This window comes from Dokdonia ponticola, assembly GCF_042653865.1.
Classification (GTDB): Bacteria; Bacteroidota; Bacteroidia; order Flavobacteriales; family Flavobacteriaceae; genus Dokdonia; species Dokdonia ponticola.
Genome location: NZ_JBHSFV010000002.1, coordinates 452,061 through 469,240 on the forward strand (window position 1 = coordinate 452,061; position 17,180 = coordinate 469,240).

Annotated in this window: 14 protein-coding genes; 13 read left to right on the forward strand and 1 reads right to left on the reverse strand. The window is 32.7% G+C overall.

Features of this window, described 5'->3' with window-relative positions; translation table 11 throughout:
- Nucleotides 1-278: 278 nt before the first annotated feature.
- From ACFO3O_RS06045 to ACFO3O_RS06055, 3 genes are all read left to right on the forward strand, one after another.
- Complete coding sequence (locus ACFO3O_RS06045; protein ID WP_379977660.1) at nt 279-728, forward strand: KTSC domain-containing protein; 450 nt, start codon at nt 279-281, stop codon at nt 726-728.
- A gap of 86 nt (nt 729-814) precedes the next feature.
- Nucleotides 815-2,104 (forward strand): DEAD/DEAH box helicase, encoded by a 1,290-nt coding sequence (locus ACFO3O_RS06050; protein WP_379977662.1) that lies wholly within the window; start codon nt 815-817, stop codon nt 2,102-2,104.
- A 272-nt stretch (nt 2,105-2,376) separates the two neighbouring features.
- Complete coding sequence (locus ACFO3O_RS06055; protein WP_379977664.1) at nt 2,377-2,754, forward strand: DoxX family protein; 378 nt, start codon at nt 2,377-2,379, stop codon at nt 2,752-2,754.
- Here ACFO3O_RS06055 and ACFO3O_RS06060 read toward each other — a convergent pair.
- Nucleotides 2,749-3,102, reverse strand: a complete 354-nt coding sequence (locus tag ACFO3O_RS06060; RefSeq protein ID WP_379977665.1) for a DoxX family protein — start codon at nt 3,100-3,102, stop codon at nt 2,749-2,751. The genes ACFO3O_RS06055 and ACFO3O_RS06060 overlap by 6 nt on opposite strands.
- 414 nt (nt 3,103-3,516) lie before the next feature.
- On the opposite strand from ACFO3O_RS06060, the gene ACFO3O_RS06065 reads away from it, so the two are divergent.
- The 10 genes from ACFO3O_RS06065 to ACFO3O_RS06110 all read left to right on the forward strand — a co-directional run bounded on the left by ACFO3O_RS06065 (nt 3,517) and on the right by ACFO3O_RS06110 (nt 17,151).
- Nucleotides 3,517-5,982 (forward strand): leucine-rich repeat domain-containing protein, encoded by a 2,466-nt coding sequence (locus tag ACFO3O_RS06065; RefSeq protein WP_379977666.1) that lies wholly within the window; start codon nt 3,517-3,519, stop codon nt 5,980-5,982.
- A 388-nt stretch (nt 5,983-6,370) separates the two neighbouring features.
- Nucleotides 6,371-8,572, forward strand: coding sequence for a tetratricopeptide repeat protein (locus ACFO3O_RS06070; protein WP_379977667.1), 2,202 nt, complete (start codon nt 6,371-6,373; stop codon nt 8,570-8,572).
- Complete coding sequence (locus ACFO3O_RS06075) at nt 8,569-10,809, forward strand: tetratricopeptide repeat protein (protein ID WP_379977668.1); 2,241 nt, start codon at nt 8,569-8,571, stop codon at nt 10,807-10,809. Before ACFO3O_RS06070 ends, ACFO3O_RS06075 begins: the two co-directional genes overlap by 4 nt.
- Before the next feature lie 38 nt (nt 10,810-10,847).
- The gene (locus ACFO3O_RS06080) at nt 10,848-13,019 is read left to right on the forward strand and encodes a tetratricopeptide repeat-containing sensor histidine kinase (RefSeq protein WP_379977669.1); all 2,172 of its coding nucleotides are present in this window, start codon (nt 10,848-10,850) and stop codon (nt 13,017-13,019) included.
- Between the two features lie 4 nt (nt 13,020-13,023).
- Nucleotides 13,024-13,761 (forward strand): LytR/AlgR family response regulator transcription factor, encoded by a 738-nt coding sequence (locus ACFO3O_RS06085; RefSeq protein ID WP_379977670.1) that lies wholly within the window; start codon nt 13,024-13,026, stop codon nt 13,759-13,761.
- Between the two features lie 183 nt (nt 13,762-13,944).
- Nucleotides 13,945-14,811, forward strand: a complete 867-nt coding sequence (locus tag ACFO3O_RS06090) for a hypothetical protein (protein ID WP_379977671.1) — start codon at nt 13,945-13,947, stop codon at nt 14,809-14,811.
- 221 nt (nt 14,812-15,032) lie between these two features.
- On the forward strand, nt 15,033-15,431 hold the full coding sequence (locus ACFO3O_RS06095; RefSeq protein WP_379977672.1) for a hypothetical protein: 399 nt from the start codon (nt 15,033-15,035) through the stop codon (nt 15,429-15,431).
- Between the two features lie 485 nt (nt 15,432-15,916).
- Nucleotides 15,917-16,135 carry a hypothetical protein gene (locus ACFO3O_RS06100; RefSeq protein WP_379977674.1) on the forward strand — a complete coding sequence of 73 codons (219 nt, stop codon included), beginning with the start codon at nt 15,917-15,919 and terminating at the stop codon, nt 16,133-16,135.
- Between the two features lie 42 nt (nt 16,136-16,177).
- Nucleotides 16,178-16,747, forward strand: a complete 570-nt coding sequence (locus ACFO3O_RS06105) for a hypothetical protein (RefSeq protein WP_379977675.1) — start codon at nt 16,178-16,180, stop codon at nt 16,745-16,747.
- A gap of 17 nt (nt 16,748-16,764) precedes the next feature.
- On the forward strand, nt 16,765-17,151 hold the full coding sequence (locus ACFO3O_RS06110) for a hypothetical protein (protein WP_379977676.1): 387 nt from the start codon (nt 16,765-16,767) through the stop codon (nt 17,149-17,151).
- Nucleotides 17,152-17,180 lie beyond the last annotated feature (29 nt).

Here is a 17,180-nt window from a genome sequence, read left to right on the forward strand (position 1 = left end):
GTGCAAATTTCATACAAAATGATTGTTATACCATTTACCAATTGAATTTACAGTAATAAAACACCCTTTTTTCCTTTCTATTTCATAAGAAAAAAGAAACCGTAGCTTAGACTATGCTTTAATTTTCTTTCTCATATAAAGAAAAAAATCATCGTTTTCTTTTCCAGTAAATTCAATTAATAACTGGTATTACTTTGTGGGGAGTATTTTTATTAGGTCATACATACCCCTAAATACATTTAAAAGGAGTAGTTTCGCGCCCTAATTAAAGTACGTCTATGAAGCGCATCAATGAATACAAAAAACTCTTTGGGGTAGAAAAAGAAATTGACCTTAAAGAACTAAAAAAAAGCTACCGAAATCTTGTCAAAGAATGGCATCCAGATAAATTTCAAGACGAAGATATCTTGAAGGACGAAGCAGAAATACAGAGTCGTCGGATTATAGATGGATACCATTTTCTAGTAAGTATGGCACCAGAAACCAAAGAAAAAGAATTGCCCGCTTACACAGAAACGATCACAAACGCTGCCATTGCAGACTATCAGCACAAAGGGCTCTTATTAGAAATTACTTTTACAGATGGCACTACGTATGAGTATTTTGGAGTGACAAAGCCTGTATACATCAAAATGATCAATGCTAGTAACCTAAATCGTTTTGCAAAACGCAGCATTTATCCTAAGTATTTATATCGTAAGTCAAAACGTACCTTGCAAGAAGCATAATTAGGTGCTTTTTATACTCTTCACAAATCTACCTGTTCGATAGGTAGGAGCGAAATGAATACCAATTATATACAAATCCATATAGTATGGCAACTTCTTTTTTAGATTTAGGCGTTATTGCTCCTTTACAAACAGCATTAAACAACCTTGCAATTACAACACCAACAGATATTCAGCAAAAGGCAATCCCTGAGTTGTTTACATCAAAAAAGGATGTGGTTGCGCTTGCAAAAACAGGTTCTGGTAAAACAGTGGCTTTTGGCGTTCCTCTTTTACAATTGATAGATCGCACCAATCCCACTATACAAGCGGTTATTTTGGTACCTACACGTGAGTTAGGACAACAAATACACGCTAATATCACGGCCTTTGCTTCAGAATTACCCGAAGTCACCGCAGCTGTGATTTGTGGAGGAGTACCAATAAAACCTCAAATAGAACGCCTCACCAAATCAACTCAGATCGTCGTTGCTACACCTGGACGCCTTATTGACTTGATGAAACGAGGAGCGATCAACATCAAGAATGCCAATTATCTCGTACTAGATGAAGCCGATGAGATGGTGACTTCGCTTAAAGACGGACTCGATGAGATTGTCGCAGCCATGCCCAATAATCGGCGGACGTTTCTTTTTTCAGCGACGATGCCTGGAGCCATTAAGCAGCTTATTCAAAAGTATATGTCTAAAAATCCAATTCATATCGAAGCAGATATGGAAACGATCGGACATCAGGGGATTACGCATGAATATGTGGTGGTGGAGCCTATCGAGAAATTAGATGTATTAATGCATTTCTTAAACTCCCGCATGGGGGAGCGTGGGATCATATTTTGTAAAACCAAAGCAGCGGTTAACAAATTAGCCAAAAACTTAGCCATCCATAAATTCTCATCAGGAGCCCTCCACGGAAGCCTAAGTCAGCCGATTCGTGATCGAATTATGGGGCAGTTTAGAGAAGGGCATATTGATATTTTGGTGGCGACAGACCTTGCAGCCCGTGGAATTGATGTCAAAGAGATTACGTATGTGGTCAATTATCACTTACCCGAATTTTACGATATGTATGTACACAGAAGTGGACGTACGGCTAGGGCAGGGGCGACGGGATATGCGCTTACGATTTTACAGCAAGAAGAAGTAAAGGAAATTCCAGAGTTTGAAGAAGAGTTGGGTATTTCTTTTTCCGCTTTCGCGAAAGCAAACCCACAACAACTAGAAGATAACAATACCTTGTTATGGGCTAAGAAAATCTTTAAAACCAAGCCTAACAGGGATCTGAATCCAGCATTAGTACAGAAAATACATACCATTTTTCATCATCTTACTAAAGAGGAATTGATTGATAAATTATTAGCTCAGAAGGTATCTTCATAATTTTGAAAAGAGTACGATGATACTATACTTTAACAAGTGGTTTATTTTTAATTTGTTTGGAGTCAGGCAAATAATAAACTGAATGTTTATTCATTTATTTTTTAACCTAAACCACTCTTTACTAAAGTGCAAAGTGGTTTAGTTACAATAGAAAAAGCAGTTTCATAAATATCTATTGAACACAGTTACTGAGTATGTGCCCTTATATGGGTTTAGTTGGATTATTTTTTATAAATTAGATACAATATTAAAACCACTAAAATCAAGAATCAATGGAGTTGATCGATTATGTTCTCATTATTTTAAAAGTAATTGTAGGAATAAGCATTTTAAATGTATGGTTGATACAGCCCAAGAAAAACACTATTTGGAGAGGTGGTGATGCTACAACCATTGTAGAGGAATTTAAGGTGTATGGCTTATCAAAAACCTTTTGTTATGTTATAGGTTTTTTAAAAGTAAGTTTAGCCATACTACTACTAGCTTCGATAAAATTTGAAACTTTAACTTTAATCAGTACTTTGGGATTAGCTACGTTATTAATGGGATCCATAATCATGCACCTTTTAGTGAATGACAAGTTATATAAATCATTTCCTGCCTTCTTATTTATAGTAATGAATCTTACAATTGCCTATTTAACGTTATAAAAAATAAGTAGTAAACGTTTTTAATGCAATTAATAAATTCACTACCGCAAACGTAAAAGAAGGAGAGGATTTAATAAAATTATCTTTAATTTTTAGTCTAACAATAAACCCTAAGAGCATCAATAAACATAATCCCACAGATGCCAATAGGAGTAGTAATGGACTATAGTAAAGTCCTGCCAATAATCCTACTGCCCCTATAATTTGAAGAAAACCTGTTAGTTTCCTGTATTTTGGTAATCCATAACGTTCAAACTCTGCGATGATAAACTTTGAATAAAAGCAGTTAACACCAAAATACATAAATGCCAAACTAGAAAACCAGGTTAGTGTTGTAAGTAAATCCAATCTTTTTATTTAAAGGTAAGATACGGAAATCTCTTAAAGAAAAATAAGGATTCATGACCAAATATATTATTTTCATTTTGCAATTAAAAAGGTTAGAATATTCTGGAATACAAGTTAGTTTATATTGTAACTCCTAATAAAAAGTAATTACTTAAACTATCTTCAAAATACAACTTTATACGCTTTCGCACTTCGGCTACGCTCAGCATAAACTTCTGCGTCATTACAATCCTTGAAAGCAAACTTTGCCTTACAAATACTTGAAGAAAATCAACAGTTAACTTTTATAGAATAACGATTATAAAATGAATTCTAACGCTTATGGTTTGAAGTCTCTCAAAAAAAGATTGTCTATTTCCTGATACGTCTTATACATCTATTTTGGTTTTTTATTAAACCCAAAATAGTAATCAAATGAAAAAAACACTACTTTTTTTAATCGCTCTATGTGCAGTCAGTATAGGGTATTCTCAAACATTTATAGATAATTTTATCACGTATTCCATCACTTCAACAAATCCTAATACTGTTACAACAACCAATTACAATACCGCTGGAGGTGTTACTGTCACAGTTCCAGCAACTGTTTCAAATGGAGGCGTCACCTACAGTGTTACAGAAATTGGCGCAGGCTCTTTTGCAAATAAACAATTAACAAGTGCAGTGATTCCTACTACGGTGACGAGTATAGGGAATGCCGCTTTTTTAGGAAATCAATTAACCAGTTTTATCATCCCCAATAGTGTAACTTTCATAGATGGGGAAGTTTTTGCGAATAATCAATTAACAAGTATCATAATTCCTGACACGGTAACAAGTTTGGGCAATAGCGCTTTTAGTAATAACCAGATAGCTAGTCTTACGATCTCCAATAACATTACAAGTATTGGGTTGGGCACATTTGCTTTAAACCAACTTACCAATCTGACCATACCAGCGAGTGTGACAAGTATTGGAAATAGTGCTTTTAGTACTAACCAATTAACAACACTCACAATACCTAATGGTGTCACTGATATAGGTGATTCAGCTTTTGTTCAAAATCAATTAACCAGTGTTGTTATTTCAGATTCTGTTATAAGCATAGGTAACGGTGCTTTCTTAAACAACCCTATAAATAGTCTTACCTTAGGAAATAGTCTAGAGAGTATAGGGAGTAATGCATTTAATTCTAATCAGTTAACAACACTATTATTACCTGATAGTCTTTTGACTATTGGTGATGATGCCTTTCTTCAAAATCAAATAACAAGTCTAATTATTCCTGATAATGTGACGAGCATTGGTAATAATGCCTTTTTCATCAATCAGTTGACTAGTCTTACAATAGGGAATAGCGTTCAAACAATAGGCACTAATGCATTTAGAAATAATCTATTAACCACAGTTATTTTTCCAGATAGTGTTACTAGTATAGGGGATAGTGCTTTTGCTGGTAATGCTTTAACAAGTGTTATTTCTGAAGCTACTGTTCCGCCAACCATAACGACAGGGGCTAATGATACTTTTGACAACCGTGCAAATATTGATTTAACCATACCTCTAGGAACTACAGGGCCTTATGTCACAGATACAGGCGCTTTATGGACCGGGTTTAATTCGGTAGCAGAAAATGTAAATTTTGTCCAGAACTTTATTGCTTATGAAATTACTTCGAGTGCAAATAATACCGTAAGTATTATAGATTATGATGTTGCTGGAGGAACTGTAGTTGATATACCAGCTACGGTTACCAATGGGGGTGTTACCTATAGTGTTACTGAAATTGGGGCAAGTGCCTTTGAGCAAAAAGGTTTAACAACTGTAACAATTCCTAACACAGTAATCACTATTGGAGCTATAGCTTTTGGAATTAACAACTTAACAAGTATTAGTATTCCTGATGGTGTAACTACTATTGGCGATAGCGCTTTTAGATCGAATGAATTAACAAATATCATAATTCCCAACAGTGTTACAAATATTGGAATTTTTGTTTTTTGGCAGAATAATATTACAGATTTTAACGATGTGACAATTCCAAATACTTTTACAAGTATTCCTGAGGGTTTTTTGTATGAAAATCAATTAACAACAGCTACCATCCCTGCTGGAATTACCACTATAGGTGATTTTGCATTTGCAGAAAACCAATTAGCAGATTTGATACTACCTAATGGACTACTTGCTATTGGCGAAGATGCGTTTTATGATAATCAATTAACTAGCATATCTATTCCAGATAGCGTAACTAGTTTAGAGAATAATGTATTTAAAAACAATCTACTTACAAATGTTAGTTTGGGTAACGGCATTACAAGTATTGGTGAACTTTGTTTTCAGAATAATCAAATAAGTAGTCTCACAATTCCTAATTCTGTTATCAGTATTGAAGATGGTGCTTTCGAAAATAACCTACTAACTGGTATAACGATACCAAGCAGTGTTACCTTGATGGAAGGAAATGTATTTTTGGACAATCCTCTTAATAGTGTTACTTCTTTAGCTGCTACACCTGCCATAATCAGCACAGGTGGAGAAGACACTTTTGGAGACCGCAGTGGTATTGATTTAATCATCCCTCCAGGTACCACAGGGGTGTATGTAACAGATACTGGTGCGTTGTGGACAGGTTTTAACTCGGTAACCGAAGATCCAGCATTAAGCATCTCTGATGTGACATTAGAAAGTGATATCGCTGTCTATCATACAAATGTAGAATTACAGATAAGTACAAGTAATTCTACTCAGTTAAAAGGCTATGAGATTTATAACATGGCTGGAGCAAAAATAAAGTCAGGTACAGAAAGTACCATTTCTATAGAAACATTGGCTAGCGGTGTTTATGTCTTAAAACTAGACGTAAGTAATGGTATTTTTACTAAAAAGTTTGTGCGATAATTGAGCTAACGACTCTAAAATAAGCGTATTTTAACTAAATAGACCCTTTTCTATGGTGACTTATAAGGAAGTATTACAACCACATCAGCGAAAAGGGTTTTCTATATTTAATGATTCAACGTCTAGGCCATTGCACTTATATACGCTTCGATATGTATAGGATACTTCATAAAACCAAAACGATTCTAAATTATAGGATGATACGCTTTCGCGAAAGCGTAAAAATCAGGATTTCAAACATATAAAAATCTAATACGAGTTATTGATAAATTGTTGATATCCCCATGATCAAAAACCCAGCATGTGTGATACATCGAATCAAACTAAAAAGCCCAACATTATTGTATAAAAATGACTATTTTTCGTTCCTTAACCACCACTTCACTTCATGAAAATAAGTAGTACATCTTCTTTTTTATTTGTAATCGTATGGTTTTTCTCTACAACCGTGTATACTCAAAATGCGATTCTAGATAGTCTGAAACTTGAATTACAGAAGCATACGGAAAAGGATACAGTAAGAGTGAATTTATTGAATGAGTTGGCTTTTTTACATTACAAGAAAGATTTTGATAAGGCTTTTGATTATGTAGAGAATGCTCAAATAAATGCAGAAGAAATAGATTATAAAAAAGGAAAAGCAAGAAGTTTATATTTAAAAGGGAAAATGCAACAGGCGCAATCTAATTATCTAGAAGCCATTGCTCAATATAATAATGCATTATTAGTTTACGAAAGATTGAATAATTGGGAAGGAATTGCTAAGTGTTATGCAGCTATAGGCTATTCATTACATTACTCTGGAGAATTTAACAACTCCATTATTAACTTAAAAAGATCAATAGACATCAGTAGTAACTATGGATTTGAGGCTGAAACTGCTTTGCCTGTAAAGTTTATAGGATACAATTATTTAGATATGGGTGATTATGATCAAGCCAATACTTATTATGATAAAGCGCTAGCCATTAATATAAAGTATGATAATAAGTTGGAAATTTCAAGCTGCAACCTGAATATAGGAAGTGTCTATTTAAAGAAAGGGAAATACCCTACTGCTTTAGAGTATTACACCAAGTCTTTAAAAATATCTGAAGAAATAAAAGACACAATAGGTATTGCTAAAGCTCTTAACAATATTGGTATTATCTATGATATTACTAATAATTATGATCAGGCACTAACATATTATGATAGGGCATTAGAGATTCAAAAAAAAATTGGGACTCGAAGAAATGTGGCAAAAGGATTAGGAAATTTAGGGCTCGTATATTTTGGAAAAAAAGATTATCAAAATGCCCTTTTACACTATAATGAGGCGATTAATATTAGTGAGGAAATAAATGATAGAGACAGTCAAGCACGTTATTTAACCTATATAGGGGGAGTCTATATGCGCCTCAAAGATCACAATAAGGCTATTGATAATTATAAAGAAGCCTTGAAAATAAATATGGCGTTAGGTGATCAATTAGGCTTATGTTATACCTATAAATTACTAGCAGAATCTTATTACTTACAAAAAAACTATAAAGATGCTTTAATAAATGCACAAAAAAGCAATATTATTGCTAATAAACTTGGAGCTTTAGGTTTTCAGCGTGACTCATATGATTTACTAGCCAAGTTATATGAAAATACAGGTAACTACAAAAAAGCATTGATAAGTCATCAACAATTCAAAATAGTAAATGACAGTCTTTTTAATAAAGAAAATATTGAGAAGTTTGCACAATTAGAAGCCGAATACAAATACAAAAAGGTATTGGATTCGGCTAGTATCAGAGAGTTGAAACTTACTAAAACAGTAAAAGATACCTCTCAAAATTTAGAAAAATCACAACGTAATTATTTAAGATCAATTATTGGTTTTCTCCTTATTTCAATGCTGTTAGGAGGCGTTATATTTTATCTTAAATATAGAAATATCAAGGCTGCAACACACAATATCATCGTAGAGCAACGACTCCTACGCTCGCAAATGACTCCTCATTTTATCTTTAATTCACTCTCGGTATTGCAAGGAATGATTTTAAATAAAGAAGAAAAGAAATCGGTGGTGTACCTCTCTAAATTTTCAAAACTCCTTCGTATTATTCTAGAAAATTCACGAGAAAAAATGGTATTACTTTCTCAAGAATTAGCAGCCATTGAAAATTACCTTTCATTACAAAACTTAGAAAATGAGTCCTACAATTATACCGTTTCTATAGAAGAGACTATCGATACCAATGCATTTGAAATTCCGCCTATGTTGATTCAACCTTTTGTTGAAAATGCCATTGAACATGCCTTTACCAATCAATTAGAAAATAGAGAGATTCATGTGCGTATAACGTATGAAGACCAGAAACTCATATGTACAATTACAGACAATGGGGTAGGTATTCATTCTCAACCAATAGCTAAGCGAAAGGATAAAAATTCACTAGCTACTACGATTACTTCTGAGCGTTTACAAATACTTTCTAAAGATTTTAATAGGGAAGGTTCTGTAACCATAGAAAATAGACAAAAATATAATGAACAAGGGACTTTGGTTACGTTGATTATTCCTTATGTAAAGGGTACGTTTAAAGCAGCGTCATGATGACTAGTAGCCCATTTTTAAAACCAATAACTGCCTATATGAGACATGTGTTTTCTTTATTTTTTTTAGGAGCATTTTTACTTTGTTCAACCACTGTTTTTTCGCAAAAAAAGGTTATTGACAGTTTAGAAAACGCATTAATCATTAACAAAACAAAAGATACTATACGTGTAAATAATTTGGATCGCTTATCGTATTTATATTACAGAACTGATATTGATAAAGCTAAAAGTTATATTGAAAAAGCTGAGGCCTTATCTAATGAGCTTGACTTTGGCAAGGGAATAGGTAACGCGACTTATATGCGTGGTATTATTGCTACGACACAATCTGAATTTGAGTTAGCTATCAATTATTATGAAACTGCTGCTCAGATATATAGAGATAATGATGTTAAAAAAAATATAGCAGGTTGCTATAATGGTATAGGTGTTATATATTTATATCAAGGTGATTATGACAAATCCTCTACATATTTTCAAAAAGCAATAGAAGCTGATAAAATAGTGGGTTTAGAAAGAAATATACCCAGCTATATTACCAATATTGGTATTAACCAATTAAATCTAGGAAAAAATGTCGAAGCTCTTGAAAGTTTTAAAAAGAGTTTACAATTATTTACTGAAGCTAATCATGAACAAGGGATAGCAACCAATTTAAAAAACATTGCATTAATTTATAAAAGGCAAGGGAATTATCCTTTAGCTTTAGAATATAATAATAATGCAATAGCACTTGCTGAAAAAATGCAAGATTCTTTTGGTCTTTCAAATTCTTTGAATAATACTAGTTTGATTTATAAAGCTCGTGAAGACTACGATAATGCTTTAGTTATGTTAGAAAGATCATTAACTATTTATGAAAAAATAGGAAGTAAAAAAGGTATATCTGCAACTAAACACAACATAGGCTCAATTTATCTAAAAAAAAATGAAAATGAAATAGGAATTAAATACATACTAGAAGCATTACACATAAACAGAGAATTTGGTATAATACCACAGATAGCTGAGTGTTTAAATAGTCTTGGTGATGCCAATGTTACACTTAAAAATTATTCAAATGCGATTGCGTATTTTCAAGAAGCAAAAAATATAAACATAGATATAGGTAATCAAGATGGTATAAGTCTTTCTTATCTAGGAATAGCAGAATGTTACGCGGAGCAAAAAAAATATAAAGAAGCACTTCCTAATGCTATTAAAAGTTTAGAAATTTCCAATGAATTAGATCTCATGGAGTATCAAAAGGATGCACATAGGTTGCTTTCTGAAATTTATTTTGAAACTAAAAATTATAAAAAGGCGTATACGAATCATATATTTTTTAAAAAATTAAGTGACAGCCTTTTTAATAAGGAGAACATTGAAAAACTAACTCAAATAGAATATGAGTATAAGTATAAAAAGGCTTTAGACTCAGCCAGTATGAGAGAATTAAGCTTAACCAAAACAGTGAAAGCTACTTCTCAAAATTTAGAAAAATCACAACGTAATTATTTAAGATCAATTATTGGTTTTCTCCTTATTTCAATGCTGTTAGGAGGCATTATATTTTACCTTAAATATAGAAATATCAAGGCTGCAACACACAATATCATCGTAGAGCAACGACTCCTACGCTCACAAATGACTCCTCATTTTATCTTTAATTCACTCTCGGTATTGCAAGGAATGATTTTAAATAAAGAAGAAAAGAAATCGGTGGTGTACCTCTCTAAATTTTCAAAACTCCTTCGTATTATTCTAGAAAATTCACGAGAAAAAATGGTGTTACTTTCTCAAGAATTAGCAGCCATTGAAAATTACCTTTCATTACAAAACTTAGAAAATGAGTCTTACAATTATACCGTTTCTATAGAAGAGACCATCGATACTAACGCATTTGAAATTCCGCCTATGTTGATTCAACCTTTTGTTGAAAATGCCATTGAACATGCCTTTACCAATCAACTAGAAAATAGAGAGATTCATGTACGTATAACGTATGAAGACCAGAAACTCATATGTACAATTACAGACAATGGGGTAGGTATTCATTCGCAACCAATAGCTAAGCGAAAGGATAAAAATTCACTAGCCACTACGATTACTTCCGAGCGTTTACAAATACTCTCTAAAGATTTTAATAGGGAAGGTTCTGTAACCATAGAAAATAGACAAAAATATAATGAACAAGGGACTTTGGTTACGTTGATTATTCCTTATGTAAAGGGTACGTTTAAAGCAGCGTCATGATGACTAGTAGCCCATTTTTAAAACCAATCACTGCCTATATGAAACGTGTAATTTTTTTAGGATTATTTTTACTTTTCTCAACGGCTATTTTTTCACAAAATACACGTATTGATAGTCTAGAAATAAAATTGAATACCCACACGACTAATGATTCCGTTCGGGTAAACCTACTAAATGAAATAGCAGAATCTTATTTTACTAACCAAGATAGTACCAAAATGGTATTGTACTTAAATGAAGCCAAACACATTGCAGCGGAGATAAATTATAAAAAGGGGATAGGAAAAAGCTTATATCTAATGGGAATGTCTCAAGCATTTCATTCAAATTTTACGCTAGGCTTAGAGAATTATAATAAAGCTATTGAGGTTTATAAAGCGATTAATTTTAAAAAAGGAATTGCTGAATGTCATAATAGTATAGGACGTTTTTTTTATAAGAATGGAAATCAAAAACAAGCTATAGAAAATTATAAAAAATCATTGAATATTTATGAACAACTCAACGATATTGATGAAGTCTTTGTTGTTTTAAATAACATAGGATGGTCTTACTTACTAACAGGCGACTATGATCAAGCGATTATTTTTTATAAAAAGGCATTGAATAGTAGTGAAGAAACAAGTAACCAAAGCCTCCTCTCTTATTGTCTTAGTGATTTAGGGGTTATATACACCCACCAAAGCAATTATCCACTGGCGTTGGAGTATTTTAAAAAATCACTAATCATTGGGAAAAAAAGTGGTGACAGCATATCCATAGGAAATACGCTAGGAAATATGGGACCTGTTTACGATCACTTAGAAAATTATGAAAAAGCAATCGAATGCTATAAAGAATCTAATCGATTTTTAAATGGTACCGATAAAAATGGGATGGCAAGTAACTTAAATAATATAGGACTTGTATACAAAGCCATGAAGGATTACGAGTACGCCAATCAATATCTTAAAGATGCACTAGAAAAGTTTAAGGAAATAAATAATAGAGGAAGTCAAGCTTTATCTTTAAATAATATCGGAGACGTGCATGTAGCTTTAAAAAAATATTCTATTGCGTATCAATATTATGAGGAAGCTAAAGAAATCAACATAGAAGTGGACAATCAACTAGGGTTGTGCAATTCTTATTTGGGCATAGCAACCGTATATACAAAACAAAAAAAATATAAAAATGCCTTGAATTTTGCCTTAAAAAGCCAAGAAATTTCAAATCAACTTGAACTGATAGATTATCAACGTGATGCCTCAAAATTATTAGCAGAAATTTATAAAAATACAAATCAATATAAAAAAGCATTTGAAAGTCATAAAATATTTAAATTTTTAAATGATAGTCTTTTCAATAAAAAAAATATAGAAAAAATTGCGCAACTAGAAGCTGAATACAAATACAAACAAGCCCTTGATTCAGCTAGTATACGAGAATTGAAACTAACAAAGACGGTCAATGATACATCACAGAATTTAAAAAAATCGCAACGTAACTATCTAGTTTCCATTATTATATTTTTACTTATTTCTATGCTGTTAGGTGGGATCATATTCTATCTTAAATTCAGAAATATTAAAGCCACAACACACAACATTATTGTGGAGCAACGACTCCTACGCTCACAAATGACTCCTCATTTTATCTTTAATTCACTCTCGGTATTGCAAGGAATGATTTTAAATAAAGAAGAAAAGAAATCGGTGGTGTACCTCTCTAAATTTTCAAAACTCCTTCGTATTATTCTAGAAAATTCACGAGAAAAAATGGTGTTACTTTCTCAAGAATTAGCAGCCATTGAAAATTACCTTTCATTACAAAACTTAGAAAATGAGTCCTACAATTATACCGTTTCTATAGACGAGACCATCGATACCAATGCATTTGAAATTCCGCCTATGTTGATTCAACCTTTTGTTGAAAATGCCATTGAACATGCCTTTACCAATCAACTAGAAAATAGAGAGATTCATGTGCGTATAACGTATGAAGACCAGAAACTCATATGTACAATTACAGACAATGGGGTAGGTATTCATTCGCAACCAATAGCTAAGCGAAAAGATAAAAATTCACTAGCCACTACGATTACTTCCGAGCGTTTACAAATACTTTCTAAAGATTTTAATAGGGAAGGTTCTGTAACCATAGAAAATAGACAAAAATACAATGAACAAGGGACGCTAGTCACATTGGTAATCCCTTACAAAAAAATGTGATATCATGAAAGCCATCATCGTAGAAGACAAAGAATACATTCGAAAAGGATTACTCAATTTGTTACAATTAATAGATACTGACGTAACAATTATAGGGGAGTGTGAGTCTGTAAAAGATGCTGTAGTTGTTGCAAATGCATGTAAACCTGATTTAATCTTTTTAGATATTAACCTTTTGGACGGTACGGCCTTTGATTTTTTAGATCAAACAGAACATCTAAGCTTTAAAATTATATTTATTACTGCTTATGAAGAATATGCACTAAAAGCGTTAAAGATAGGAGCTGTAGATTATCTTCTTAAACCTGTGGATGTAGAAGAACTTCAGGCGGCATTACAAAAAGTTAAGAATCTACCTGTAGCCGAACAAAAACAACAAATTAAAACTGTAAAAGCAGTATGGAATAATGATGATGCAACCTTAATCTTATCCCTTCATGATAGTTTTCAGGTCATAGATTTAAATGAACTCCTGTATTGTGAATCCGATAAAGGCTACACCACTTTTTTCTGTACTAACAATAAAAAGTATGTAGTTTCTAAAACCTTAAAAGAATTTGAAGAACGCCTTTTAAATGCCAATTTTACGCGTCCTCATCAATCGTTTATGGTCAATTTGAAGTTTATTGATAAATACGAAAAATCAGGAGTGATTTATTTAAAAAACGGTAAGAAAATACCTGTGTCCTCTCGTAAAAAAGATCAATTTGTGACCACATTTTTACAGTGGAATAAAAGCTAGCTGATTTCTCTTCTGTTTTGATCAGTTTGTGCGTTTTGTTGTTACCACGGATATTACCTCAAGTACGACGCTTAATTATTGGTAATAAACACATATTGATTCTTTATTTTTTCCTAGTGTATTTTTACTTACTTTTATCAATACACCTTTCATAGTTTAAACTCATTACTAACAACACAATTGATGAAAAAAATACACCTTTTACTTCTTGTAGTATCTACGTTTGCTTTTACAAACTGCTCTATAGACTCTACCGATGAAAATAACTTAGAATCCAATGTAATTGTCGATTATCAAAATTCAATAAAAGAACAAGTACCTAACGCTAGTTTTGACACTTCCGAAAAAGGGTTGTACCACGGTATTATCGCTTCGGGAACAAATCAAAAAAGAGGGAAAATTTGGGTAAACATAGACAATAATTCTCTGTATGAGGCCTATGTTGAAATGGTAGATGGAGATAAAATTGCTTACCATCTAAACAAAGAAGTAACCAACCTCACTTCAAAATTGTATACATTTCAAAGTGAAACAAGTTCATTTACAATACATTTAGAAGATATCAAACACCCTGTTTTTTACGATATTGTAATTGATAATGAACCCTTTTTTGCACATGTCTTAAAAGGAACAAATACTAGAATGCCTATAAGTCTTACTGGAACCTTTACAGATAATGCTGCCTTAGCTGGAACGTGGAATTTAATATCATCTGGAATTCCGGCACCAGAAGGTTTTGGGTATGAAACCATCAGCAGTGCTGTCGTTACTTTTAATGGTAGTATGCTTACAGATACTATGGGAGAAAATTTTAACTACCCATGTGTTAGTAATCCTTCGTTTACTCCTCAAATGGGAAATGCTCCGGGAAACACCAATGCTGTTATCGCACATAATCAAATGTCTAATTTTAATGGAGTAACTACTTGGGATCTTTCTACTGGAAATGGACTCTATTTTGACAGTTCCTGCAATGCGTTAGCTTCTGGAAGTTTTAGTTGGACATCGGCAAGTGGTATCACAAAAACAGGGGTTATTTTTATTGATTAATTAACACATATACTATCTAGCGTAAAGTAATTTGTTAATTGGATAGCTAAGTACTACATCATCGTTTAACCCGCATTATGTATTAAATTTTCGTAATGAAGCTTGTTTAAGTTCTAATAAGTTTTCTAATGCATACTGCGGATTTAAATAATAATATTAAATGAGACACAACCAAATACACTTTTTTGCATCTATATATTAATAACTTAAAATGAATGATCATGAAAAATAAAATAGTATACTTCTTATTGTTTATAGGATTATTGACATCCTGCTCAACGGATGACGAAAAAAATACAGCGGTAGCTAGTGATTTAAACGGGACATGGGAAATGACATCATACGTTGCGTTTTTACCAGATTTACCTGAAATTAATTCTAATGAGATTAAATGGACATTTGATATAGATGCTAACCAATTATCTATTGTAAATACGATAGAAGCAGCATACCCTTATATATTAGCTTCAGGGAATTATAGCAATCTACTAATAACAGCGAATACGATCACCATTGCTGGTATCGAATATGATTATACCATTGAAAACGAAATATTAATTATTTCTGATGATCCGGAAAGTGATGGACCTATCATGCGTTTTATTTCTGATCAAAACTAATGATTATATAGGCTATACCCGGCGATAGTACAATACAATTTTGATTTAAAAAAATCTAAAAATCAAGAGGTTATCAAAAAGATAACCTCTTTTTTTATGAAATCACATCAGCCTTTCAGGATACATCCTTTTCAAACAACCTGAGAAGCTAGACTGTTTTTGACTCTAAAAAAGGTGTAAATACGAATAAATCCGAAGGGAATAGAGGAGAAGTACGCTCCTGCCTGCTGGCGAGGCAGGTTCGCGAAAGCGGAATAAGAATCACTTACGCTGCATACATACATCCTATCTTAAAATCAAATTACGTTGGCACTTTTTTCTGGGATTAGTCACTTTTAAGAATACGACTATAAAATGCTTTACTTTTTACGAATATCTCGTCAACCCTCCCATTTATACATTCATATACACCATAAATTTCTTCTCTATTTCTTATATGACTTCATCCCTATATTTTTATATGAAACTAACCAATAAAACGCATTATGGAAGACATCAAATTAAAATTAGGTAAGGGAGGACTCATCCTCGCAGCAATGGGCATTATTTCGATCATACTCTCTATTTTTAATTACAACATCAGACTACTAGCTTGGGTGGATGCCTGGGGGAATACCATGGGATGGGTAATTCGAATTTTATTAATACTAGGAGGAGGGGCGTTGTTCTTATTCTTTGGGAGAGAAGAAGACGATGAAGCATAGAATCAATAACATTTTACAAAACTAATTATAACCCACTTATAAATGAAAACACGATTACCTATATTGTTCTATATATCACTCGCTATAATCATTCTTTCTTGCAATGGTGTGACGAGTAATCAACCGCATACAGCCGAAGGTTTTGGACAGATAGCACAAGAAATAAAAACCAAATTTGGCGATACTGCCTACTTCACAGATATATTAATAAACTCCGATGATCGCATTGGTAATATAATTACACTAACGGTTACAGAGTCACCAGAATCTATGAAAATGGGACAATGGAGTCTCGCGCAAAATTCATGGACACAAACATCAGAAATCACCTTGGAAGTCCCCGAAGGAACTAAGGCTGCCGATTATATGTTTCAATTGGACGCCACTATTAATCTCGAAAAAATGGGAGGCTTAGTAGAAAAAGCAAAGGAACAGTTAACAGCAGAAAAAGACATCCAAAACCCAACACTCTACACAGCACTCATTCAATATCCCAAAAACGGAGATATTGCAAATGCACAATATAATATTAGCTTACAACCAGAAACTGGAGGGACAACTTTCTATTTCTACTATAAACTAGATGGAGAACTTATTAAAATGGATTATTAAACCAAATCATATTACTTATGGAAAATTTAATTGAAATCAAAAACGACTATAACTCTTTAGATAAGTTATTGGATCGCTTAGAAAAAAACACAACGTATCAATGCTCTAAAACCTATGACATTTGGGAACACAGGACAGACGCTAACGGACAAATGGCGCAATGTATTGTGATTAAAAAAAGCAATATGAACGCTGCTAAAGTGTTTTTTGTGAATGAAAATACGGTTAAGGTAAACCATATCATTCCCAATAAAGTAATGCATGCTTATTTTGGCAAAAATGTAAAAGCATACCGTAATATTATAGAGATCGCCGCAGGTGCTATTAAAAATGCTGTTTTAGCGGCACCTCAGAAAAAAGCTTTTGAAGAAATTGAAAAAAAATTGATTAGATTGGCTTCCTAAATTTCTTTTCAAAATTTGACGTAGAGAGT

What these genes read in the sequence shown, in the direction of transcription:
- ACFO3O_RS06090 (WP_379977671.1), top strand. Translation starts at nt 13,945, where the DNA reads ATGAAAAAAATACACCTTTTACTTCTTGTAGTATCTACGTTTGCTTTT.
- ACFO3O_RS06045 (WP_379977660.1), top strand. Translation starts at nt 279, where the DNA reads ATGAAGCGCATCAATGAATACAAAAAACTCTTTGGGGTAGAAAAAGAA.
- ACFO3O_RS06100 (WP_379977674.1), top strand. Translation starts at nt 15,917, where the DNA reads ATGGAAGACATCAAATTAAAATTAGGTAAGGGAGGACTCATCCTCGCA.
- ACFO3O_RS06105 (WP_379977675.1), top strand. Translation starts at nt 16,178, where the DNA reads ATGAAAACACGATTACCTATATTGTTCTATATATCACTCGCTATAATC.
- ACFO3O_RS06055 (WP_379977664.1), top strand. Translation starts at nt 2,377, where the DNA reads ATGGAGTTGATCGATTATGTTCTCATTATTTTAAAAGTAATTGTAGGA.
- ACFO3O_RS06050 (WP_379977662.1), top strand. Translation starts at nt 815, where the DNA reads ATGGCAACTTCTTTTTTAGATTTAGGCGTTATTGCTCCTTTACAAACA.
- ACFO3O_RS06095 (WP_379977672.1), top strand. Translation starts at nt 15,033, where the DNA reads ATGAAAAATAAAATAGTATACTTCTTATTGTTTATAGGATTATTGACA.
- ACFO3O_RS06070 (WP_379977667.1), top strand. Translation starts at nt 6,371, where the DNA reads ATGAAAATAAGTAGTACATCTTCTTTTTTATTTGTAATCGTATGGTTT.
- ACFO3O_RS06065 (WP_379977666.1), top strand. Translation starts at nt 3,517, where the DNA reads ATGAAAAAAACACTACTTTTTTTAATCGCTCTATGTGCAGTCAGTATA.
- ACFO3O_RS06110 (WP_379977676.1), top strand. Translation starts at nt 16,765, where the DNA reads ATGGAAAATTTAATTGAAATCAAAAACGACTATAACTCTTTAGATAAG.
- ACFO3O_RS06075 (WP_379977668.1), top strand. Translation starts at nt 8,569, where the DNA reads ATGATGACTAGTAGCCCATTTTTAAAACCAATAACTGCCTATATGAGA.
- ACFO3O_RS06080 (WP_379977669.1), top strand. Translation starts at nt 10,848, where the DNA reads ATGAAACGTGTAATTTTTTTAGGATTATTTTTACTTTTCTCAACGGCT.
- ACFO3O_RS06085 (WP_379977670.1), top strand. Translation starts at nt 13,024, where the DNA reads ATGAAAGCCATCATCGTAGAAGACAAAGAATACATTCGAAAAGGATTA.